The following is a 21752-nucleotide window of genomic DNA, read 5'->3' on the forward strand; positions in this document are numbered from 1 at the left end:
CGCAATCCGTCTGCTTTTTTATTGAAAACACACCCAATGTGTTTTGTTTGTTTAAAAGAATTGATAGCGGGAATACAACAACCAACACCAATTAAAGGAGGAATTCAAAATGGCAGACGATAACAAAATGAGCAGAGAAGAAGCAGGTAGAAAAGGCGGAGAAACAACAAGCAAGAACCATGACAAAGAATTCTATCAAGAGATTGGGAAAAAAGGCGGAGAAGCCACAAGTAAAAACCATGACAAAGAATTCTATCAAGAAATCGGTGAAAAAGGCGGAGAAGCCACTAGCGAAAATCATGACAAAGAGTTCTATCAAGAAATCGGTGAAAAAGGCGGAGAAGCCACTAGCGAAAATCATGACAAAGAATTCTATCAAGAAATCGGCCGAAAAGGCGGAGAGGCAACAAGCAAAAATCATGATAAAGAATTCTACCAAGAAATTGGCTCAAAAGGCGGAAACGCCCGCAACAACGACTAATCAAAAGCATAAAGGCAGACAACCTGTAAATAAAAAAGCGATCCGGCACATCAGCTGGATCGCTTTTTTTTTTTTTTTTGAATCTTCTCAATTTATGCCGCTATTGCGATACAATAAGTGAAAAAGGGGTTTTCGCTAATGCCCAAGATACAAAACTTGCTCGCCATCGCAAATGAAGTCAAAGAAAAGCACGCCAATTTTTCAATCTCAGAGGTCAACGACCACTGCGTGCGCCTTGCGGTGTTTACGGGAGAATATGACTGGCACCATCACCCTGACTCAGACGAATTGTTTATTGTTCTTGAAGGGGAGCTGCTGATCGATTTTAAGGACAAAGAAACCGCGGTGCTCAAAACAAATGACAGCCTGCTGATCCCGAAAGGCACGGTTCACCGCACACGCTCTTACGTCAGAACGGTAAATCTCTGTGTGGAGCATAAACAAGCCGAAACCGTCATCATAGAGGAGTAGCCACGCTAATCAAAAAGATGATATGTGAAGTAGACGCTGCAAACGCTGAAGCATTTGCAAAAGCGCAGTCACAGTGGGGAGCATTATCGCATATAAGCGGCTTTATCAAACAGGCCGGCGGCTGGCGAAAAACGATAGACGAGCCGCTCACCGCAGAAATCATCAGTGTATGGGAAAACAGAGAAGCCTATGATCATTTTATGGAGAACGAACATGACAGCATATACGAGGAAAACGATCAGAAGGCTGTAATTCTTTCGATAGAGGTGACGGTGTACGAAGAGGATAAACCGTTCGTTCACGATCTGTTACATAACCCTGATATCCGGCACGAACCAGACTGGACGGTTCTGAAGGCATAATCAAAGCCCAAAACATCATGTTTTGGGCTTGTCTCTTTACTCGCGTCCCGGAAGTGTATTATGAACAAAAGGCGGTGCTGGTTTTAACTCCGGTTTTTCTCCAAACGTTTTTGCTTCTTTCACATATTCAAAGGCTTCTCCGTCCGGCGCTTTTTCATTCAGCCAGTTTTGCTGGGCGCTTTCTTCGCCTTCAGAGAAATTGATAAGCTGATGTGAGAACTCTTGTTTTTCGAGCGCTTTCGGGAATGTACCCGGCACAACCGGACCTTCCTGTGCTTCTAATTCTTTAATGGCGGCGAGCCATTGATTTTGGTGCATTGTGTCACGCGCCAGCAGGAAGCTGAGCATATCTTTGACGCCTTTGTCATCCGTCATTTCAAACAGGCGTGCGACCTGCAGACGGCCCTGAGATTCCGCATTCAGGTTGGCGCGGAAGTCTGCCAGCAGGTTTCCGCTTGCTACGATATAACCGCCGCTCCAAGGTACGCCTGTACTGCTTTCAGGCATAGCGCCAAGTCCTGATACAATCGCATGGTGAGGGTTCATGCCGCCTAGGATGGAGCCGATGACCGGATCTTCAGCAGCTTTTTCCTGCTGATCAAGAGGTGCATCCTCAAGAAGTCTGGCAATCATTGTTGCAATCATTTCAACATGCCCGAGCTCCTCGGTTGCCGTATCCATCAGCAAGTCCTTGTATTTTTCATTTCCTCTTGTGTTCCAGCCTTGAAATAAGTACTGCATGGCAACTGAAATTTCTCCGAATTGCCCGCCTAAAATTTCTTGCATTTTTTTAGCGAATAATGGATCTGGACGATCTGGTTTAGCAGGATGCTGCAGCATTTTTGTGTGCTTAAACATGTACCCATCTCCTTTTTTCGTTTATCTCTTTTTATATTTCCGATCGATAGAAAGATAAACGAAAAACAGCGTATCGAGATGGGAACTATGAATCTTTTCGCAGCTCCAACAGTTCCCGGATCAGCTCCCGGCCGAAGATGGGCTCATACTGCCGGTAAACAGGGTCAAGACGCTTCATCCATTCTTGTTTCTCTTTATCTGACAGCTCATAAATATGTATAGCAGAATTCTTTTTGATTTCTTCCAGCTGCTCCTTGTTCATTTGTTCGGCATACGTTTCATTCCACTCCGTCGTCTCCTTCATCGCTTCAGTCAAAATGCGTCTTGTTTCTGGTGTTTGCGCCTTCCAGAAGTGTTCATCAGTCATGACAGCGTAGCCGAGGTAACCGTGGCTGCTTATTGTCAAATAGTCCTGAACATTATAAAATTTTTTAGAATAGATGTTTGAAATTGTATTTTCTTCGCCATCGACTACATTGTTTTCTAACAGCTGAAAGGTAGAATTGAAGGATTCCTGATGAGGTGTTGCGCCAAGCAGCTTGAACTGATCCTCAATCACATCACTTTGCATAATGCGCAGATCCTGCCCTTTTAAATCATCCGGTGTTTTGACCGGCCCTTGATTTGTTGTGATTTGTTTAAAGCCGTTCGTCCAATAGGCCAGTCCTTTTAATTGGTTTTTCTTTAGAGAATCAAACAGCTGTGTGCCGATGCTTCCGTTCAGCCCTTTTTTGACGGCGTTGTAATCTGTAAATGCATACGGCAGATCCAGCACTCCCCATTCAGGCGAGAGCATGCCGAGCTTCGATGTGGAGGGGGCGATAAATTGAACATCGCCGTTTTGCAATGCTTCAATTTCTTCAATGTCCGAGTACAGGCTTCCATTCGGAAATACTTCTATTTTTATTTTCCCGCCTGATTTTTCGTTCACCAGATCAGCGAATTTATTGGCGGCCAGCCCTTTTGGCGTATTTTCAGCAACCACGTGGCTGAATTTAAACACGATTTGATCCTGCAGGCCTTCCTGGTCGTCATCATAAACAATCTTTTTATTGCCTGTATGATCATGGAATCCGATAAATAAAGCGGTTGCAATTCCAGCGATCATCAGTGCGAGACATGCAAGCAAACTCTTCATGAAAAGCCCTCCCCTATGTTAAGGATAATGGGGGCAATGACATTCGTAAAGACCTGAAAGGAGAAGCTGATGAACAAAAAGAAGCTCTCAATCCGTTGGAAAATCACGATCTTATCCTATATACTCGTCATTTTCTCCTTTTTGATCGGCGGCATTGTGCTCATCGGCAACATTCAGCATACAGAGGAGCGGGAGCTGAAAAAGCGGCTGATGAATACGGCCAGGACGGTGTCAGAGATGACAGAAGTGAAAGAAGCCTTGGCGCGAAAAAAACAAACAGAAGCTGTTCGCCATGCCGTTGAAGAAATCAGGATGATTAATGAAGCAGACTATATTGTCGTCATGGATATGAATCACATCCGATATACGCATCCTGTCAGCACAAGCATCGGCAAAAAATCAGAAGGTGCAGACGAGGAGGCAGCGTTTGCGGAGCACATTTATTTCTCTGAAGCAAAGGGCGAGCTCGGCACGGCGGTTCGCGCTTTTTATCCGGTTAAGGATCAAGACCTGAACCAAATAGGCGTGGTGCTTGTCGGAAAAACGCTGCCGGGGATCGCTGACATCCTGCTTCATTTAAAGCGTGATATCGCATTCATCGTTGTGCTGACACTCGGCTTCGGCCTTGCTGGTTCCTTTTTGCTGGCCCGCCATATCAAAAAACAAATGTTTCAGCTTGAACCCCATGAGATTGTCCGAATGTATGAAGAACGGACAGCGACGTTTCACTCGATGAATGAAGGGGTGATCGCTATTGACAATCGGCTCGTCATTACGATTTTCAATGAAAAAGCGAAACAGATCTTTGAAGTGCAGGGGGATCTGATCGGCAAGGTGATTTGGGAGGTTCTCAAGGATTCGCGCCTGCCCGAAATCGTGGAGCGGAACAAAGCGGTTTATAATGAAGAAATCCGTGTCAGCGGAAAAGTCATCATGAGCAGCAGAATTCCGATCGTCATGAAGAAAAAAGTGATCGGCGCCGTCGCGATTTTTCAGGACAGAACGGAAGCGGCCAAGATGGCAGAGGAATTGACTGGTGTCAGAAACTTTGTGGAGGCGCTCCGTGTCCAAAACCATGAGCATATGAATAAGCTGCACACGATCGCCGGTCTCATCCAGCTGGGGAAATCTGAAAAAGCCTTGCAGCTTGCATTCCAGGCGTCAACTGAGCAGGAAAATGTGACTGAATTTCTGCACCGCTCGATTCAAAATGACGCTGCGGCAGGCCTTCTATTAAGTAAAATCAGAAGGGGAAGAGAGCTCGGCATTGCTGTTCATATAGATGAAAACAGCAGTCTTCAGCAATTTCCCGAGCATGTTGATCAGCATGATATTGTCGTGCTTTTGGGGAATCTGATTGAAAATGCCTTCGGCTCATTTGAAACCGTTCAATCTGAAGACAAACGAATTGACATTAGTATCGAACAAACAGATGATATCCTTGCTATTTTAATAGAAGATAACGGCTGCGGAATTGATCCGGCACATATGCCTCGCCTTTACGACAAAGGTTTTACGGTCAATAAAACTGGCGGCACAGGCTATGGCCTGTATCTAGTGAAACAAATCATAGACAAAGGATCGGGCGCGATAGAAGTTGATTCACATGCGGGGCAGGGGACATCTTTTTCTATCGTTTTTCCAATGAAGGGGGAGGAAGCACAGCATGGCTCGTAAAGAATGGAAGGTTCTGCTCATTGAAGACGATCCGATGGTTCAAGAGGTCAATAAGGATTTCATTACAACTGTTAAAGGCGTTACTGTCTGTGCAACGGCAGGAAACGGAGAGGAAGGCATGAAGCTGATTAAAGAAGAACAGCCGGATCTCGTCATTCTCGATGTGTACATGCCGAAAAAAGACGGCATCAAGACCTTGCAGGAGATCAGAAAGCAAAAGCTTGAAGTGGATGTCATTGTCGTCTCCGCTGCAAAAGACAAGGAAACGATCTCACTCATGCTGCAAAACGGAGCGATTGACTATATCTTAAAGCCGTTTAAGCTTGAGCGAATGAGACAGGCGCTCGAAAAGTACAAGCAATATAAACAAAAAATCGAAGCGAATGATACGCTGTCCCAGGAACAGCTCGATGCGATCCTGAATATTCCGCAGCAGGCCGTACAGGATCTGCCGAAAGGGTTGAATCACTTCACGATGAATGAAGTCACTGCTTTTTTGAAACAGCAAACCGCATCCCTTTCTGCTGAAGAGGTCGCCAAGGCGCTCGGCATCGCCAGAGTGACAGCCAGACGATATCTTGATTACTTAGAAAAAACCGGGATCATCAAATTGGACGTTCAATACGGCGGAGTCGGCCGGCCGGTCAACCGTTACGTGTTAAAAGGATAAACCTGAGACCAAAAAGACCAAAATGTCCGTTATGATCATAAACTTCCCCAGACGTTATGAAAACGCTATCATTCTAGTAAGAAAGACACAAAAGGCGAATAGGACAGGGGGATGAAGGATATGAAACTGTTTAGAAATTTAACAGTTCAGGTCATAACCGCGGTCATCATTGGGGTCATTGTCGGGCTGGTTTGGCCGGATGTCGGCAAAGAAATGAAACCGCTTGGCGATACATTTATCAACGCTGTTAAAATGGTGATCGCACCAATTATTTTCTTCACAATCGTTCTCGGGATTGCAAAAATGGGCGATATGAAGAAGGTTGGAAAAGTAGGGGGAAAAGCGTTTATCTATTTCGAGATTGTCACCACCCTCGCACTCATTATCGGTTTATTTGTCGTCAATATTATGAAGCCGGGTGCGGGTCTTGATTACAGCAAGCTTGAAAAGGGAGATGTATCACAATACACGCAAAATGGCGGTCAGGGAATCGACTGGATTGAATTTGTTACACACATTGTTCCATCCAACATGGTTGATGCCTTCGCAAAAGGGGACATTTTGCAGGTCTTATTCTTTTCTATTCTTTTCGGAGTGGGTCTTGCGGCATTAGGCGAAAAAGGGAAAAGCGTCATTGATTTCTTCGACAAGGTTTCTCACGTTTTTTTCAAAATTATCGGCTACATTATGCGTGCCGCGCCAATCGGGGCATTCGGGGCGATGGCGTATACAATCGGACACTTCGGGCTCGATTCCATCAAACCGCTGGCAAGCTTAATGATGTCTGTTTATATTACGATGTTCCTGTTCGTATTTGTTGCTTTAAATATCATCTGCAAGCTTTACGGATTCAGCCTGTGGAATTACCTTCGCTTCATTAAGGATGAGCTTCTGATCGTGCTTGGCACAAGCTCTTCAGAATCGGTGCTTCCGCGTATGATGGATAAAATGGAGCGCTACGGCTGTTCCAAATCCGTTGTCGGGCTTGTTATTCCGACGGGCTATTCGTTTAACCTCGACGGCACATCCATTTATTTATCAATGGCGACTGTCTTTTTGGCACAGGTGTTTGGAGTAGACCTCAGCATCGGCCAGCAAATTACGATTATCCTCGTTCTGATGCTGACATCGAAGGGAGCGGCAGGTGTGACGGGAAGCGGATTTATCGTCCTTGCCTCAACGCTGTCAGCGCTGCAGGTCATTCCGCTGGAGGGGCTTGCACTCCTGCTCGGGGTCGACCGTTTCATGAGTGAAGGAAGAGCCATTGTGAACCTAATCGGAAACGGAATCGCCACGATCATTGTTGCCAAAAGCGAAAATGAATTTGATGAAGCAAAAAGCGTAGAGGCTGTGGAAGGCATGAAAAAAATGAAAACAGCAGTCTGAAAAAAGAACGGCCCATCCATGGGGCCGTTTTTTTAATTGTTTAAGAATTATTAAGGTAAGGACAGAGACCTCAGCATTTTTTTGTTATATAATTTACAAATGGATACTATATTGAATGAAGGACGTTTGTCCTAACAGGAGTGTATAAATGGCCGCTTTAGTTAAATTTTTTCAGCACCCGGGAGTAAGGCGTTTCTCCATCTTTGTCGTGTTAACTGGTGTGTTATATCTATTTAAGAGCATGATCAACTTAATATTGCTTACCTTTATTTTCACATTTCTAATGGATCGTTTGGAGCTTGTCGTGCGGCAGTTTGTAAGCCAGTTCTTCCGCGTGAGCCAGCGGGTTGTCATTACGTTTCTTTACATGTTGCTGGCTGTGCTGCTTACAGTCGGGGGCTTTGTGTTTTATCCGGTCGTCGCGGCGCAGATCCAGCAGCTGGTTAAGCAGATTAAACATATTGCGTATCACCCTGACAGCATCCCTTTCTTTGATGAGATCACCAGTGTCTTCGGAGATATTAACATCAGTTCATATGTCAAAGAGGGCTTCAATGTAGTGTATACGTATCTGGCCGATATCAGCACATTCGGCTTGCAGGTCGTGATGGCGCTCATTCTCAGCATGTTTTTCTTATTTGAGAAAAAACGGCTTTCTGAATTCATGGCGAAATTTAAAACGAGCAAACTGAGGGTCTTTTATGAGGAAATTGCTTTTTTCGGAAGCAAATTTGCAAGAACGTTCGGCAAGGTGCTCGAGGCTCAATTTATCATTGCGCTCGTCAACTGTATTCTGACGTTTATCGCGCTTTGGATTATGCATTTTCCGCAGCTGTTTGGGCTTTCGATTATGGTGTTCTTCCTTGGGTTGATCCCTGTAGCAGGCGTCGTCATTTCCCTGATTCCGCTCAGCATTATCGCCTACAGCACTGGCGGCGGAATGTATGTGCTCTACATTGTCCTTGTCATATTCGCCATTCATGCGATCGAAACATATTTCTTAAATCCGAAGCTGATGTCGGCGAAAACAGAGCTGCCAATCTTTTTCACCTTCACTGTACTCATTTTCTCTGAACACTTTTTCGGCATTTGGGGTTTAATTATCGGGATTCCGATCTTTGTGTTTCTCCTTGATATTCTGGATGTCACCAACAAGGAAGATAGGTCTAAAGGACCCCGAGTGAATAGCGATAAAAAGTAGTTTAAAATCGAATAATGAGTGTGCCTCGATCTGCCGGCCTGCCTGTTCAGGGCATGAGATTAAGACTCGGATCGGAGCTTGGCATTGCTTCGCACAGTGGTGAACACAACAGGTGACAATGCCTGTCATCATTACAGAAACTGAAAAGAACAAACAGTCGGAGCAAACGCTCATCATCGGTTTAACCAAACATTTGGAAGCAACAAATGCTATAATACAAACAGTGCCTAATGTTGGGCACTGTTTATTTTTTGTCGAAAAAGGAGGAAGGCTTTATGGCTGAGCCGATTTTACATATTGAAGGCCTCGATAAAAAGATTGGGTCTAAACAGATTTTAAAACAGATCAGCATGGACGTCATGGAGGGTGAAATCATCGGCCTTCTCGGTCCGAATGGTTCCGGAAAAACAACACTCATCCGTATCATCGTCGGGCTGCTGAAACAAAATAGCGGAAGCGTGACAATCAGCGGATTCCAGCATGATACAGAGTTTGAAAAAGCGATGGAAGCGGTTGGAGCGATTGTTGAGAACCCTGAGTTCTATCCGTACCTGACAGGCTGGGAAAACCTCAAGCACTTTGCGAATATGCACAAAAAAATAGCGGATGAACGGCTTGATGAAGTGGTAGAACGTGTCGGGCTGACGTCAGCGATTCATGATAAGGTGAAAACCTATTCCCTTGGGATGCGCCAGCGCCTGGGAATCGCCCAGGCAATTCTTCACCGGCCGAAGCTTCTCATTCTAGATGAACCGACAAACGGCCTCGATCCTGCGGGGATGAAGGATTTTCGCGATCATATTAAGGAACTCGCAGAAATGGAAGGAACAGCTGTCCTGTTCGCCACTCATTTATTGCGCGAGGTTGAAGACTTGTGCGACCGTGTCATCATCATTCAAAAAGGTGAGATCAAAGCGGAAGTCAGCTTACAAGGAACTGATCAAACCACAGAAAAAGCGATTATAGAAGTGCAGCCGCAAGAAAAAGCGCTCAATTGGCTGACAGGCAATCAATATCAAGCTGAGAGCCAAGACGGGACGATTGTAGTTGAGGTGGCAAAAGAAAACATACCGGAGCTGAACCGATCACTTGTCGGACAAGATCTAAATGTATTTTCCATTACGCCTTACACGCAGTCACTGGAAGACGAATTTATAAAAGCGACAACAGCTCATCAAGAGGAGGGAGAAGAGCTTGTCTAAATTAATTTGGAATGAACATATGAAACTTTTTAATCGGAAGGTCACTTTGGTTTCCCTTATCCTGATGGCTGTCTTTCAATTCTTCATGGCATTGATCATTAAACGGATTGTCATCAGTGCCGGAACAGATGAAAACTTCATCGGCTATTTATCGTATACACCGAGCCTGAACATTTTGCTGCAGGCTTTAACGATCGTAATTGCAGCAACAATTGTTTCGATGGAATTTGATAAAAAGACGATCAAATTTTTGCTCATTCGTCCGGTTAAACGCCAAAAGGTCTTTTGGTCAAAATTAATCACAGTCGTGATGGTCAGCTTCTATTTGTATTTGGCATACTACATTCTGGCATTATTATTCGGTCTCGTGTTTTTTGGCACATCGGTGACTGCGGAATCAAAGACATTGCTGGTCAACACCTTGGCGCTGATCGGGTCAAACTGGCTTGAAGCTGTAATGATGGGATTATTCGGGCTGCTTTGTTCTTCGCTGTTCCGCAATAGCGCGGTAGCAGTTGTTGTTTCTTTTGTCGTTTTATACGGAGCGAGTACACTTGTTCAGCTCATGAAGTTGTTTGAAAACAAGTGGGGCAGCTTTTTGCTTTTTGCGAACACTGACTTTACGCAATACAGAAGCGGAGAGACAGCGTTGTTTTCAGGCATGACGCCATTGTTCTCAATTGGAATTCTCATCATACATGCCATATTCTTCATCGTTGTTGGCTGGTGGTGCTTCTGTAAACGGGATGTTCGGGTCTAAAGGCAAGGAATGACATTTTTGTGAAAAAGCTCACGTAAATCAATATCAAGTGATATTTTGGTTTATACTAAAGGTACTGACGGAGGTGTCTCGATTGAGGAACTTTATTACCGCTTTACCGATTGTATTGCTGCTTGGATTCTCATTTGTGTCATTCATGTTTCAGTTTGAACATCTTGTTTATTTCAGGCTCGCGCTTGGGTTGTTTTCACTCGTGGGACTGTACATGATATATAAAATGAAGACGGGCATCCGCTATTTTATCATCTATCTGTATGCCAGCTGGATTGTGTTGGCCGCAGTGACCGCTTTTGAAGAGCCGATTTTCTCAAGCTTTTTCTTTGGCGGCCTGGTGATGACGATGGGTTACCTGACATATATGCTGATTTATCTCGGCATGAAACAAGACCGGGATGCAAATCCTGTGTAATCGCGCTGTTCCCTTGGGGAACGGCGTGTTTTTCTATACTGGACAAAAAGATTAACAGTTGCGGAAAAATGGCAGGAAATCTATAATACATATTAAATTTATCGGAATTAAAACTTGGGGGGCTGCCGGATGTCATTATTTATACAAAACGATCAACAGCGGCAATGGATGGAGAAAATCGGACGGATTGCGGATGAATTTCAGCAAACTGCTGCTGAAGATGACGAACAGGGACGTTTTCCTGCAGAGAAAATACAAAAACTGCGTGATGCTGGGTATACGGCATTAACATTGCCGGCATCTCATGGCGGAGGGGGCATTTCTGTTTACGATATGCTCCTGTTTCAAGAACGGCTTGCACGGGGAGATGCTCCTACGGCTCTTAGCATCGGCTGGCATTTGAGTGTAATCGGCGAGCTTGGGGAAGGCAACAGCTGGGATGAAGACGTATTTGCATTTGTTGCCAAGGAAGTCCAAAACGGAGCTGTCATTAACAGGGCGGCAACTGAAGCGAAAACCGGAAGCCCGACAAGAGGAGGGCGTCCCGGTACAAACGCCGTCAAAAAGGATGGCAAATGGGCAGTGAACGGGAGAAAAACCTTTACGACGATGTCACAAGCTCTGGATTATTTTTTAGTAACCGCATGGATTGAAGACAAACAAACAACAGGCGTGTTTCTCATTCATAAAGATGATCCCGGCTTGTCGATTGAAGAGACGTGGGATATGATGGCGATGCGGGCGACTGGGAGCCATGACCTTGTACTGAACGAAGTCATGCTTGATGAGAATAAGCTGGTGGAACTGCTTCAAGGGCCTCGCGGAGCTAAGCCGAATGGCTGGCTGCTTCACATTCCGGCGATTTATCTTGGTGTTGCTCAAGCTGCTAGTGACTATGCAGTGCAATTTGCATCTGAGTATTCTCCAAACAGCTTGAATGGACCGATCAAGAATGTCCCGGCCGTACAGCAAAGAACAGGCGAAATGGAGCTTGAACTGCTCAATGCCAGACACTTTCTTTTCCATATCGCTCAATTGTATGACGATCCGGAGCGGCGTCCACACTTGACCAGCGAGCTCGGTGCGGCTAAGCATATCGTCACAAACGCTGCGCTGTCTGTTGTTGATAAAGCGATGAGAATTGTCGGGGCCAAAAGCCTGGAACGAACCAACCCGCTTCAGCGCTATTACCGTGATGTGCGCGCCGGTCTTCACAACCCGCCGATGGATGACGCCGTGATACACAAGCTGGCGGCTGAAGCGTTTGAGTCATAAAAAAAGAGCCTTACCGGCTCTTTTTATGTATTGTTTTGCTCTTGCAGATTTTTTTGATGCTTGCGGTCAATTCTGTCATAAATAACGTTCATCAGCTTTGGATTGCCCATAATCGCCTCTTTGTTTTCCTGGATCAGCTGTTGGTAAGTTTTCACTTTACGCTTCGGCATGCTCCGGCGCCCTCCTGACATGGTTGTATTCACTTTCTAACTCCGTCAGCGACAATTCATACAGATGACGCTTTGACTTTTTGTATATACCATTCTGTATTAACAGATGAATGAGCTGTTTTTTTCTGATTTCTGCAGACTGAGGTGTCATTGTGTCACCAACCTCCAATCAAACGATATTGATAATCATTATCAATTAACTTCAGTATACAATGTCCGCGATCGCCTGTAAAGGTGAAAACAGTCCTATTCTTTCACCAATTTACAAACATTCAACAAATCGACAAAAAGTTTCCCGGGCAATAATTTGCTGTCGAAATATTCCGCTTCATTGAACGCCCCCTGCTATTTTTCATGTTTTGAACCATACTATGTAATAGAATGGAGGCTGGTATTCAATGGAGCGGACAGAAAATCTGAAAAAGGGAGAAAAAGGGGCGCTCCTCAATATTTTTGCATATGTCATCCTTGCTGTTGTAAAGCTAGTCATCGGGATTCTATATCATTCTGAAGCGCTGAGAGCAGACGGGTTAAATAATGGAACAGATATTGTTGCGTCAGTAGCAGTGCTGATAGGATTGCGGATTTCTCAAAGACCGGCTGACAGCGATCATCCATACGGCCATTATCGGGCTGAAACAATTTCGTCTCTTGTTGCGTCTTTTATTATGATGGCAGTCGGCATTGAAGTGTTAATCGGCGGAGGAAAAGCGATTGCGGGCGGCACAACGGAAACGCCAAATCTTATCGCGGCATGGACGGCGTTAGGCAGTGCTGTGTTTATGTATGGCATCTATTTATATAACAAAAGGCTGGCAGCGTCCATTAAAAGCTCTGCCCTGATGGCAGCGGCAAAGGACAGCAGGTCAGACGCTTTTGTAAGTGCCGGCGCGTTTATCGGTGTTTTTTCGTCCCAGCTGAAGCTGCCGTGGATTGATCCGGTAACGGCTTTTATCATCGGCATCATCATTTGCAAAACTGCGTGGGATATCTTTAAAGACGCTTCACATTCCTTAACAGACGGCTTCCATTTAAAAGATCTTGAGCCTTACAAACAGACCGTCGGCAGGATTGAAAATGTGCATCGCCTAAAGGATGTGAAAGCGAGGTATTTAGGCAGTACAGTTCATATCGAGATGGTGATTACGGTTGATCCGAAGCTTACAGTAGAAGAAGGCCATGGAGTGGCGGATGAAGTAGAAGAAAAAATAAAACATGAACACGATGTCACTCATGTTCATGTTCATGTAGAGCCCGACGACATAAAATAAGGCTGTTTAACGAATTAGCTTATATGTTCAGATAAAAATTCAGTCACTTCTTCAGGCGTTTTGGCATTGGCGCTGTGAAGGTGAGCTGTTTTTTCACCGTTCTTGAAAATAAGCAGGCTGGGAATGCCCATTACTTGGTATTTTTCAGCCAGGTCAGGAAGCTCGTCCTTATTCAGCTCATACCAATCGTTTTGGTTGTACTCTTCCAAAATATCGCCGATGAACATATTCATGCGTGTGCAGTCTGGGCACCAATCAGCATAAAACTTTACAATGATTTCTTTATCAGATTGAATCAGTTCATTAAATTGTTCGTTTGTTGTGATTTTTTTCATATGTCACATCTCCTTTTCAATGCCATTTTAATATAAAATAAAAAGGAATTACATACAAATGCATTCAACATCAGCATGCCCAAAAATAATTAGATCATTTTCCGGTGAAAATGATAAGATAGTAAAGATGAATTGTAGTGGGGGGAGTATCCATTGAAAACAAGTCTAGGATTAGTGTACGGAGGAAAGTCGGCAGAACATAATGTTTCCCTGCAGACGGCTCTGGCTGTAATCAAAGCGCTAAATACTGAGAAGTTTGATATACATCCGATTTATATAACAGAAAAAGGCGAATGGGTAAGAGGCGCCCGTTTAACTGAGCCTGTTTCAAATGTGAAAATGCTTCAATTTGAGCAAGGAGGCAGTGCTTTTTCTCCAGCTGCCTTGAACCAGGAGATGTTTCCGCAGGAAGCGTCACAGCAAAATGAAGCCATCGACGTCGTATTCCCGCTCCTCCACGGACCGAACGGAGAAGACGGTACGATTCAGGGAATGCTCGAGCTGTTGAACATTCCTTATGTCGGCAACGGAGTGCTTGCTTCCTCAGCTGGCATGGATAAAGTTGTCATGAAACATTTATTTGCGCAGGCTGGCCTTGCTCAGGCTAAATACGCAGCTTTCCTTAAGAAAGACTGGACTCGTTCTCCGAAAGAAAGCTGCGAGCAGGTTGAACAGGAATTAGGCTACCCTTGCTTCGTAAAGCCGGCTAACCTCGGCTCAAGTGTCGGAATCAGCAAATGCCGAAACCGTGAAGAACTGCAAAAAGCGTTTGAGCTTGCTTTCCAATATGACCGCAAAGTCGTCGTCGAAGAAGGCATTAACGGCCGCGAGATCGAAATCGGCGTTCTTGGAAATGACGATCCTAAATGCTCTGTTGTGGGGGAAATCGCACCGAAGACGGATTTCTACGATTACAAAGCGAAATATGAGGATGGAGATACTGATCTGATGATTCCGGCGATTGTGACTGATGAGGAATACGCAACAATCAGTGATATGGCGATCAAAGCATTTAAAGCGATCGACGGTTCAGGACTCGTCAGAGCGGACTTTTTCCTGACAGCTGACGGCGAAGTTCTGATCAATGAAGTCAACACAATGCCTGGCTTTACACCTTTCAGCATGTTCCCGCTGCTCTGGAAAGAAGCCGGAGTGGAATATGCTGACCTGATTGAACAGCTTGTGGAGCTTGCAAAAGAACGCCACGCTGAAAAACAATTGATTAAGCATACATTCTAATGAAGAAGGACACTGCCGGTAAAAGGGCAGTGTTTTTTCCCGTATATACAAAAGAAAGAGAGGGACCTTACTTGATTAAGCGAACAGTAAAAAACATTGCCGAAATGGTTAATGGCACACTAACAAATCCGCAATATGAACAAACAGTCATTCATGGAGTGGCAACCGATACAAGAAAACTGGAACAACATCAGCTCTTCATTCCGCTGAAAGGGGAACGTTTTGACGGCCACACTTTTGTGGAGCAGGCTTTTGAAGCTGGTGTAGCGGCTGTTCTTTGGGATCGGTCAGAACCAAATCCGCCCGAGAATCACGCCGTCATTTTAGTGGACGATACCCTTACCGCACTTCAGCAGCTTGCAAAAGCCTATTTGCAGGAGCTTGGCACACGTGTCATCGGAGTAACCGGAAGCAATGGCAAAACGACAACAAAAGATATGATTCACGCCGTACTGGGGACCAAGTACCGTGTTCACAAAACAGGAGGAAACTTCAATAATCATATCGGTTTGCCGCTGACGGTTTTAGCGATGCCTGAAAATACGGAGATCGCCGTATTGGAGATGGGAATGAGCGCCAAAGGAGAAATTGACCTCTTGAGCCGACTGGCAAACCCGGATGCGGCAGTGATTACGAATATCGGCGAATCGCATATGCAAGACCTTGGCTCTAGAGAGGGCATCGCGGAGGCGAAGCTTGAAATCATTAACGGGCTTAAAGAAGACGGAGTGCTGATTTATATCGGGGACGAACCGCTTCTTCAAAATGCATACAGCTGCCAGACGAAAACGTACGGTACGGGAGCGCATAATGATTATCAGCTTCAGGATGTCAGCCAGAGTGAGGAAGGAACCCATTTTACAATCAAAGGGATAAAAAACACGTTTTTTATTCCAATACTCGGCAAGCACAATGTGATGAACGCCATGGCAGCGATTGCTGCAGGAGCTTATTTTGGCATCACGCCTGAGGGTGCGGCAAAAGGACTGAGCGGCCTAAAGGTAACCGGGATGAGACTTGAACTCATCAAAACAGACAGCGGCCTTTCGATAATCAATGACGCTTATAATGCGAGCCCGACTTCCATGAAAGCTGCAATTCAATTGACAGAAAGCCTCGAAGGCTACGGCAAAAAAATGCTCGTGCTCGGTGATATGCTTGAACTCGGCGATCTTGAAGAAACGTTCCATAAAGAGTGCGGCGCTGTGATCAGCCCTGATAAAATTGACCGCGTCTTTACGTACGGAAAACTGGGAGCTTTTATCGCGGAAGGCGCCCTGAAACACTTTGAGAAAGACCGCGTCAGCCATTACACTGAGAAAAAAGATCTCCTCCAAGCTGTGAAGGAAAACGCATTAAAAGGCGATTTGATTTTATTCAAAGCGTCCAGAGGTATGAAGCTTGAAGAAATCGTTAAAGATTTAATAGAGAGCCCGCTTTCGTAAGAAAATATTTTGCGAAAAAACGCATATTGCATCATAAAATAACATGATGTGCAAACACTAATGTATGCCGGCCGAAAATTATGTATATCTGGCCGGCTGCGGCTATGATACAATATATATAGGTTATTTCGCGATACGAACATATTCGTCCGGACTTTTCATCGTGACCCGAAGTTCTCCGCTGGATTCTTGGGAGCGGATGGAGCAGCAGCCGGCATATTCGAGATGCCGATCTGCTTCTCATCTTATTGAAAAACAAATAGTGTAATGGTAAGATAAAACTTAAAGTAATTCGGGCTTTGTATACGGATGGATCCTGTCCTTCTTGTCTAAAGGGCAGTTTTATAAGTGGTAAATCACGACATTACTGAAACAGCAATTAGAAGGAGTTTGAATAATTTGACTATAACGTTTCAAGATTTTAATTTAAGTTCTGATCTCATGAAAGCAATTAATCGTATGGGATTTGAAGAAGCAACACCGATTCAGGCACAAACGATACCGCTCGGACTTTCAAATAAAGACGTCATTGGACAAGCGCAAACAGGTACAGGTAAAACAGCTGCGTTTGGTATACCCCTTGTTGAAAAAATTAACCCCGAGTCTCCTAATATTCAAGCAATCGTAATCGCGCCAACCCGTGAATTAGCCATTCAAGTATCTGAAGAATTGTATAAAATCGGACAAGATAAACGTGCGAAGGTTCTTCCTATTTACGGCGGACAGGATATTGGACGGCAAATCCGGGCGTTAAAGAAGAATCCGAATATTATTGTCGGAACACCTGGACGTCTTCTTGACCACATCAATCGCCGCACCATTCGTTTAAACAATGTAAATACCGTTGTAATGGATGAAGCGGATGAAATGCTGAACATGGGATTCATTGATGATATTGAATCTATCCTTTCAAACGTGCCAAGCGAGCATCAGACACTTCTGTTCTCTGCCACAATGCCTGCGCCGATCAAACGCATTGCAGAGCGCTTTATGACTGAGCCGGAACACGTAAAAGTAAAAGCGAAAGAAATGACGGTTTCTAACATTCAGCAGTTCTATTTGGAAGTGCAAGAACGCAAAAAATTCGATACACTGACTCGTCTTCTTGACATTCAGTCTCCTGAGCTTGCGATCGTATTCGGACGTACAAAACGCCGTGTCGATGAACTGGCTGAAGCCCTGAACCTTCGCGGATATGCAGCTGAAGGAATTCACGGTGACTTAACGCAGGCGAAACGTATGGTTGCGCTTCGTAAATTTAAAGAAGGCGCAATCGAAGTTCTTGTCGCAACTGATGTTGCCGCTCGCGGACTTGATATCTCAGGTGTTACACACGTATACAACTTCGACGTGCCTCAAGATCCTGAAAGCTACGTTCACCGTATCGGAAGAACGGGCCGTGCAGGAAAAACAGGTATGGCAATGACGTTCATTACACCGCGTGAGAAAAGCATGCTTCGCGCAATTGAACAAACAACAAAACGCAAAATGGACCGCATGAAGGAGCCTACACTTGATGAAGCGTTAGAAGGCCAGCAACAGGTTACTGTTGAACGTCTTCGCACAACAATCAGTGAAAACAACCTGAACTTCTACATGACAGCGGCAGCTGAGCTGCTTGAAGATCATGATGCAGTAACAGTGGTTGCGGCGGCTATCAAAATGGCTACAAAAGAGCCAGACGACACACCGGTTCGCTTAACAGACGAAGCGCCGATGGTCAGCAAACGCTACAAGAACCAGCGCTCTTCTAAACGCAGAGACGGTCAAGGCGGCGGCTACCGCGGTGGAAAAGGGAAAAGCAACAACCGTTCTTCCTATGACAAAAAGCGTTCAAACGATCGCCGTTCTTCAGGTGACAGACGCCAGAAAAAATCTTACTAATTTGATCGATTCAGAGCCCAAAACATGATGTTTTGGGCTTTTTTATGTTCGCGATTTGTTATTCAGCAAACTTTCAGCTGACGGAAGCCATTTTTCTCTGTATGCTTAAGAATGAAACCTTTCTGTAAAAGAGACGTATAAATAACGACGAAAAAAAGGGAGGTAGGTATTTTTGAGAGAGCAGCCAAAAAACCAAATCAGTCCAGACGGATTAAAGGTTTGGCGACTTCAAGAGATCATCATATCCGCTGTTTGCTTACTTATTGTCATTGCAGTTGCAGTGTTAAGCTATTATTTTCATTGGCCGTACTGGATCAGCGGCGTGCTCGGCGCGGTTTGGCTGCTGGGATCGATTGTGACGGTCTTTATCATTCCGAAGGTCCGTCATAAGGTGTGGCGATATGAAGTCCATGAACATGAAATAGATATTCAGTCAGGTATTTTTGTGGTGACACGTGTGATTGTTCCGATGGTCAGAGTTCAGCACGTCGATACGTCACAAGGGCCATTATTAAAAAAATACAACCTGGCAACGGTGAAAATTTCCACGGCCGCGACCGTTCATTCGATCCCCGCTTTAGAGATGGAGGAAGCGGATCGGCTGAGAGACTCCATTTCCCGTCTGGCGAGGGTGACTGACGATGATGTCTGAACCGAAACGCCTGCACCCGGCAGCAGTCATTTTGAATTTATGCCATACCATTATTCAAACGATAAAAAATATCATTCTGCCATTCTTTTTTGTGTATATTGTCAATTCAAACCATACTGTCCGTTTTTACGGGGCTATTGCGCTCGGTGTGCTGTTCATCTGGCTTGTAGCGGCAAGCATCATCAAATGGAGAAGGTTTACCTATCGAATTGAAGATGATGAATTTAGAATCGAAGAAGGCTTATTTGTTACGAAAAAGCGATACATATCGATTGATCGGATTCAAACGATGAATACGAGCGCGGGCCTTGTCCAGCAAATCTTTAAGCTTGTAAAGCTGCAAATTGAAACAGCAGGCGGAGGCAAGGAGGCAGAAGCCGTTCTTTCTGCTATTTCTGTTGAAGAAGCCGAACGCATCAAAGAAGCTGTCTTTAAGAAAAAAGCGCAAAGACGAGAAAATGAACTTGATGAAGAACGGCTTGAAGCTGAAGAGGAGTTGGTTCCGGCCGTTGAGGTGCAAGAGCACTATCGCATGAACGCGAAAGAATTGCTCATGGCCGCTTCTACCTCCGGCGGAATTGGAGTCATTATCTCCGCTGTATTTGCACTTATTTCCCAGCTTGATGAAGTGCTGCCGATGGATTGGTTATTCGATAAGTTTTCCTTCCTTCAGCACGCCAGCATCGGTATTTACGCGGTACTGATTTTTATCGGTTTATTTATCGCCTGGATTTTCAGCATCGCGGGCATGATGTTTAGATACGCGAACTTTCAAATCATAAAAAAAGAGCAGGAACTGGTGATTTCAAGGGGAATTATTGAAAAACATCAAGTCACGATTCCGTTGCGAAAAATACAAGCCATTAAAATCAAAGAAAATATCATTCGCCAGCTTTTCGGATTTGTAACGGTGTCCATCGTCAGCGCAGGAGGCGGCGACCGGGAAAAAGAAGAAGGCGCTTTGACCATTCTCTTTCCAATGATTCATAAAAAAAAGCTTCCGCACATGCTCCGAACATTTACGCCGGAATACACGCTGGAAGAAAACTGCCGCCGCCTGCCACGGCGCGCGTTGAAACGCTATTTGTTCCGTTCTGTCATTTTTTCACTCTTTTTGATCATCCCGTTATGTATCTTCTTTCAGCCATGGGGCTATCTGTCAGTGATCCTGCTGCCGATAGAATTGTTCTTCGGCTATCTCGCGTATAAAGAGGCTGCATGGACGATCAACGGGGACCGTCTTCAGCTGACGTCTAGATTTATAGGCAGAACAACCGCCATTGTACTGAAAAAACGAATGCAGGTCTGCAAGTTCAGCCAATCCTATTTCCAAAAGAAAGGCCGCTTGTATACCATTTCTACTTCGGTGAAATCATCGAGCCATATGGAAGAATTAACGGTGAGGGATGTAGGTGAAGAGGATGCAGCCTTCATTTTAAAGTGGTACTCATATGAAAAAGCGGACGGTTAATACCGCCGCTCCAGCGTGTCGGCAAACCCTCGCATTCGTTGTCAGGACTGCGCTTCGGTGCTCACGAATGAGAACATTCGCTCCGCTCCTATGCTCGTCCTTCCTAGACTTCAAGGGTTTTCAATCACGCTGAAAAGATGACAAAATCTTAAAATGAAAACCATTTTAGGATTTTGTCAACAATCTGAAGCGGCGGTTAATACCGCCGCTCTTTTTTTTGCACGCATAAAAATGAAAGAAGAAACCCGCCGCATAGTCCAAACAGATGGGCCATCATGTTAATATTGGAGTTGATAAATGACATGAGAACGGCAAATGCGAGCAGTGTGATGATCATTTTGGAATGCTCCTGCCCTATTAGCTCATTGCGAAAAAGAACCATAAACAGGTACACGCCGAATAGCCCGAAAATGGCGCCTGAAGCACCGACATGCACGTAATCAAGCGGCTCTGTAACATAAGTGCCGATATTGCCGATGATGCCGGAGCCGGCGTATACAAGAAGAAAACGCGCTTTTCCCAGCATGCGTTCCAAAGCCGGGGCAAATAAAAAGATGGACATGGAATTAAACAGCAGATGTGTGAAACCGGCGTGCAGCAAAATCGGTGTGATCAGCCGCCACCATTCACCGTTTGCGACACCTAGATTATAGCCTGTGACGGTATCCCTCCATAACACAACTGAATGGGCAGGAAGTGAAAAAAACAGCCAGAGAACAGCTTGCAAAGCCAATATAAAGGTGACAACGGGGTAAAGCCTGATAAATGTTTGAAAATTTTCAGTCCGTATAAACATTCCGAGCCCCTTTTCTTCATTTTGGTATATCTATAGTAACACGTTTATGAGACAAACCATTTAAATAGTACGTACGCAAAGGAGGTTATCATACATGATTTACGGCATTGGGCTGGACATTACCGAGCTTAAACGGATCGCCTCTATGGCCGGACGCCAGAAAAGGTTTGCCGAGCGGATTTTGACGCGAAGCGAGCTTGACCAATACTATGAGCTTTCAGAGAAAAGAAAAATCGAATTTCTCGCGGGCAGATTCGCGGCAAAAGAAGCTTTCTCGAAAGCATTTGGCACCGGCATTGGGAGGCAGCTCAGCTTTCAGGACATTGAAATTAGGAAAGACCAAAATGGCAAGCCCTATATCATTTGCACGAAACTGAGCCAGGCTGCCGTTCACGTATCGATCACTCATACAAAAGAATACGCTGCCGCGCAGGTTGTGATTGAAAGGTTGTCAAGCTAGTCTGCATATTAGGGAAACCCCACTCATATATTTGATAGTGCATTAAGGGAGACAAGTTGTTTGAGGCTTTTATGGTACGCATCTGTTCTGCCTAAACGTGTACCGAGCGTACCGTTAA

The 21752-nt window shown here is 45.0% G+C and carries 25 protein-coding genes; 19 read left to right on the plus strand and 6 right to left on the minus strand.

Annotation, left to right across the window (positions count from 1 at the left end; all coding sequences use genetic code 11):
- Positions 1 to 109 precede the first annotated feature (109 nt).
- From gsiB to ACFVP7_RS02575, 3 genes are all read left to right on the plus strand, one after another.
- A complete protein-coding gene (gsiB, locus tag ACFVP7_RS02565; protein WP_003234357.1) occupies positions 110 to 481 on the plus strand; it encodes a glucose starvation-inducible protein GsiB in 372 nt (123 codons plus the stop codon).
- Between the two features lie 138 nt (positions 482 to 619).
- Positions 620 to 952 (plus strand): cupin domain-containing protein, encoded by a 333-nt coding sequence (locus tag ACFVP7_RS02570; protein ID WP_210216712.1) that lies wholly within the window; start codon positions 620 to 622, stop codon positions 950 to 952.
- A 17-nt stretch (positions 953 to 969) separates the two neighbouring features.
- Positions 970 to 1314, plus strand: coding sequence for a YdbC family protein (locus tag ACFVP7_RS02575; RefSeq protein ID WP_396582956.1), 345 nt, complete (start codon positions 970 to 972; stop codon positions 1312 to 1314).
- Positions 1315 to 1350: 36 nt separating this feature from the next.
- Here the strand turns inward: ACFVP7_RS02575 and ACFVP7_RS02580 are convergent, their stop codons facing one another.
- Positions 1351 to 2172 carry a manganese catalase family protein gene (locus ACFVP7_RS02580; protein ID WP_021481714.1) on the minus strand — a complete coding sequence of 274 codons (822 nt, stop codon included), beginning with the start codon at positions 2170 to 2172 and terminating at the stop codon, positions 1351 to 1353.
- Positions 2173 to 2257: 85 nt separating this feature from the next.
- The gene (gene dctB, locus ACFVP7_RS02585; RefSeq protein ID WP_003234350.1) at positions 2258 to 3310 is read right to left on the minus strand and encodes a C4-dicarboxylate TRAP transporter substrate-binding protein DctB; all 1053 of its coding nucleotides are present in this window, start codon (positions 3308 to 3310) and stop codon (positions 2258 to 2260) included.
- Between the two features lie 69 nt (positions 3311 to 3379).
- Between dctB and dctS the strand changes: the two genes are divergently transcribed.
- From dctS to ACFVP7_RS02630, 9 genes are all read left to right on the plus strand, one after another.
- The gene (gene dctS / locus ACFVP7_RS02590; protein ID WP_212060414.1) at positions 3380 to 4987 is read left to right on the plus strand and encodes a sensor histidine kinase; all 1608 of its coding nucleotides are present in this window, start codon (positions 3380 to 3382) and stop codon (positions 4985 to 4987) included.
- The gene (gene dctR / locus ACFVP7_RS02595) at positions 4977 to 5657 is read left to right on the plus strand and encodes a two-component system response regulator DctR (RefSeq protein WP_014478888.1); all 681 of its coding nucleotides are present in this window, start codon (positions 4977 to 4979) and stop codon (positions 5655 to 5657) included. The genes dctS and dctR overlap by 11 nt, the downstream gene beginning before the upstream one ends.
- Positions 5658 to 5777: 120 nt before the next feature.
- Entirely contained in the window at positions 5778 to 7043 is a 1266-nt protein-coding gene (dctP, locus tag ACFVP7_RS02600; protein ID WP_017697010.1) for a C4-dicarboxylate transporter DctP, read from the plus strand.
- Between the two features lie 148 nt (positions 7044 to 7191).
- Complete coding sequence (locus tag ACFVP7_RS02605) at positions 7192 to 8244, plus strand: AI-2E family transporter (RefSeq protein WP_396582957.1); 1053 nt, start codon at positions 7192 to 7194, stop codon at positions 8242 to 8244.
- Between the two features lie 118 nt (positions 8245 to 8362).
- Positions 8363 to 8527: a hypothetical protein gene (locus ACFVP7_RS02610; protein ID WP_014475863.1), complete on the plus strand. Its 165-nt coding sequence runs from the start codon at positions 8363 to 8365 to the stop codon at positions 8525 to 8527.
- Complete coding sequence (locus tag ACFVP7_RS02615; RefSeq protein WP_003246573.1) at positions 8520 to 9446, plus strand: ABC transporter ATP-binding protein; 927 nt, start codon at positions 8520 to 8522, stop codon at positions 9444 to 9446. Before ACFVP7_RS02610 ends, ACFVP7_RS02615 begins: the two co-directional genes overlap by 8 nt.
- Positions 9439 to 10206 (plus strand): ABC transporter permease, encoded by a 768-nt coding sequence (locus ACFVP7_RS02620; protein WP_015715273.1) that lies wholly within the window; start codon positions 9439 to 9441, stop codon positions 10204 to 10206. The genes ACFVP7_RS02615 and ACFVP7_RS02620 overlap by 8 nt, the downstream gene beginning before the upstream one ends.
- A 94-nt stretch (positions 10207 to 10300) precedes the next feature.
- Positions 10301 to 10636: a hypothetical protein gene (locus ACFVP7_RS02625; protein ID WP_003225151.1), complete on the plus strand. Its 336-nt coding sequence runs from the start codon at positions 10301 to 10303 to the stop codon at positions 10634 to 10636.
- A gap of 129 nt (positions 10637 to 10765) precedes the next feature.
- Entirely contained in the window at positions 10766 to 11911 is a 1146-nt protein-coding gene (locus ACFVP7_RS02630; protein WP_396582958.1) for an acyl-CoA dehydrogenase family protein, read from the plus strand.
- 23 nt (positions 11912 to 11934) lie between these two features.
- Here the strand turns inward: ACFVP7_RS02630 and fbpB are convergent, their stop codons facing one another.
- Both fbpB and ACFVP7_RS02640 read right to left on the minus strand, forming a co-directional pair.
- Positions 11935 to 12114, minus strand: a complete 180-nt coding sequence (fbpB, locus tag ACFVP7_RS02635; RefSeq protein WP_072592579.1) for a Fur-regulated basic protein FbpB — start codon at positions 12112 to 12114, stop codon at positions 11935 to 11937.
- A complete protein-coding gene (locus ACFVP7_RS02640; RefSeq protein WP_014478893.1) occupies positions 12068 to 12232 on the minus strand; it encodes a Fur-regulated basic protein FbpA in 165 nt (54 codons plus the stop codon). Before ACFVP7_RS02640 ends, fbpB begins: the two co-directional genes overlap by 47 nt.
- A 247-nt stretch (positions 12233 to 12479) precedes the next feature.
- Here ACFVP7_RS02640 and ACFVP7_RS02645 point away from each other — a divergent pair, with 247 nt between their 5' ends.
- On the plus strand, positions 12480 to 13352 hold the full coding sequence (locus ACFVP7_RS02645) for a cation diffusion facilitator family transporter (RefSeq protein ID WP_396582959.1): 873 nt from the start codon (positions 12480 to 12482) through the stop codon (positions 13350 to 13352).
- Between the two features lie 14 nt (positions 13353 to 13366).
- Here ACFVP7_RS02645 and ACFVP7_RS02650 read toward each other — a convergent pair whose 3' ends face one another.
- Positions 13367 to 13687, minus strand: coding sequence for a thioredoxin family protein (locus tag ACFVP7_RS02650; RefSeq protein ID WP_003234326.1), 321 nt, complete (start codon positions 13685 to 13687; stop codon positions 13367 to 13369).
- A 153-nt stretch (positions 13688 to 13840) separates the two neighbouring features.
- On the opposite strand from ACFVP7_RS02650, the gene ACFVP7_RS02655 reads away from it, so the two are divergent.
- The 5 genes from ACFVP7_RS02655 (at position 13841) to ACFVP7_RS02675 (ending at position 20378) form a co-directional block, all read left to right on the plus strand.
- The gene (locus ACFVP7_RS02655) at positions 13841 to 14926 is read left to right on the plus strand and encodes a D-alanine--D-alanine ligase (protein ID WP_014475870.1); all 1086 of its coding nucleotides are present in this window, start codon (positions 13841 to 13843) and stop codon (positions 14924 to 14926) included.
- Between the two features lie 71 nt (positions 14927 to 14997).
- Positions 14998 to 16371, plus strand: coding sequence for a UDP-N-acetylmuramoyl-tripeptide--D-alanyl-D-alanine ligase (murF, locus tag ACFVP7_RS02660; RefSeq protein ID WP_032722958.1), 1374 nt, complete (start codon positions 14998 to 15000; stop codon positions 16369 to 16371).
- 399 nt (positions 16372 to 16770) lie between these two features.
- On the plus strand, positions 16771 to 18255 hold the full coding sequence (gene cshA / locus ACFVP7_RS02665; RefSeq protein WP_003246685.1) for a degradosome RNA helicase CshA: 1485 nt from the start codon (positions 16771 to 16773) through the stop codon (positions 18253 to 18255).
- A gap of 172 nt (positions 18256 to 18427) precedes the next feature.
- Positions 18428 to 18907 carry a PH domain-containing protein gene (locus ACFVP7_RS02670; RefSeq protein WP_003234318.1) on the plus strand — a complete coding sequence of 160 codons (480 nt, stop codon included), beginning with the start codon at positions 18428 to 18430 and terminating at the stop codon, positions 18905 to 18907.
- Positions 18897 to 20378 (plus strand): PH domain-containing protein, encoded by a 1482-nt coding sequence (locus ACFVP7_RS02675; protein WP_038428384.1) that lies wholly within the window; start codon positions 18897 to 18899, stop codon positions 20376 to 20378. The genes ACFVP7_RS02670 and ACFVP7_RS02675 overlap by 11 nt, the downstream gene beginning before the upstream one ends.
- A 196-nt stretch (positions 20379 to 20574) precedes the next feature.
- Here the strand turns inward: ACFVP7_RS02675 and ACFVP7_RS02680 are convergent, their stop codons facing one another.
- The gene (locus ACFVP7_RS02680) at positions 20575 to 21174 is read right to left on the minus strand and encodes a rhomboid family intramembrane serine protease (protein WP_003246687.1); all 600 of its coding nucleotides are present in this window, start codon (positions 21172 to 21174) and stop codon (positions 20575 to 20577) included.
- A gap of 94 nt (positions 21175 to 21268) precedes the next feature.
- On the opposite strand from ACFVP7_RS02680, the gene acpS reads away from it, so the two are divergent.
- Entirely contained in the window at positions 21269 to 21634 is a 366-nt protein-coding gene (acpS, locus tag ACFVP7_RS02685; protein ID WP_015252768.1) for a holo-ACP synthase, read from the plus strand.
- Positions 21635 to 21752: the final 118 nt, after the last annotated feature.

The organism is Bacillus sp. SG20033, assembly GCF_044570195.1.
Lineage (GTDB): Bacteria > Bacillota > Bacilli > Bacillales > Bacillaceae > Bacillus > Bacillus subtilis.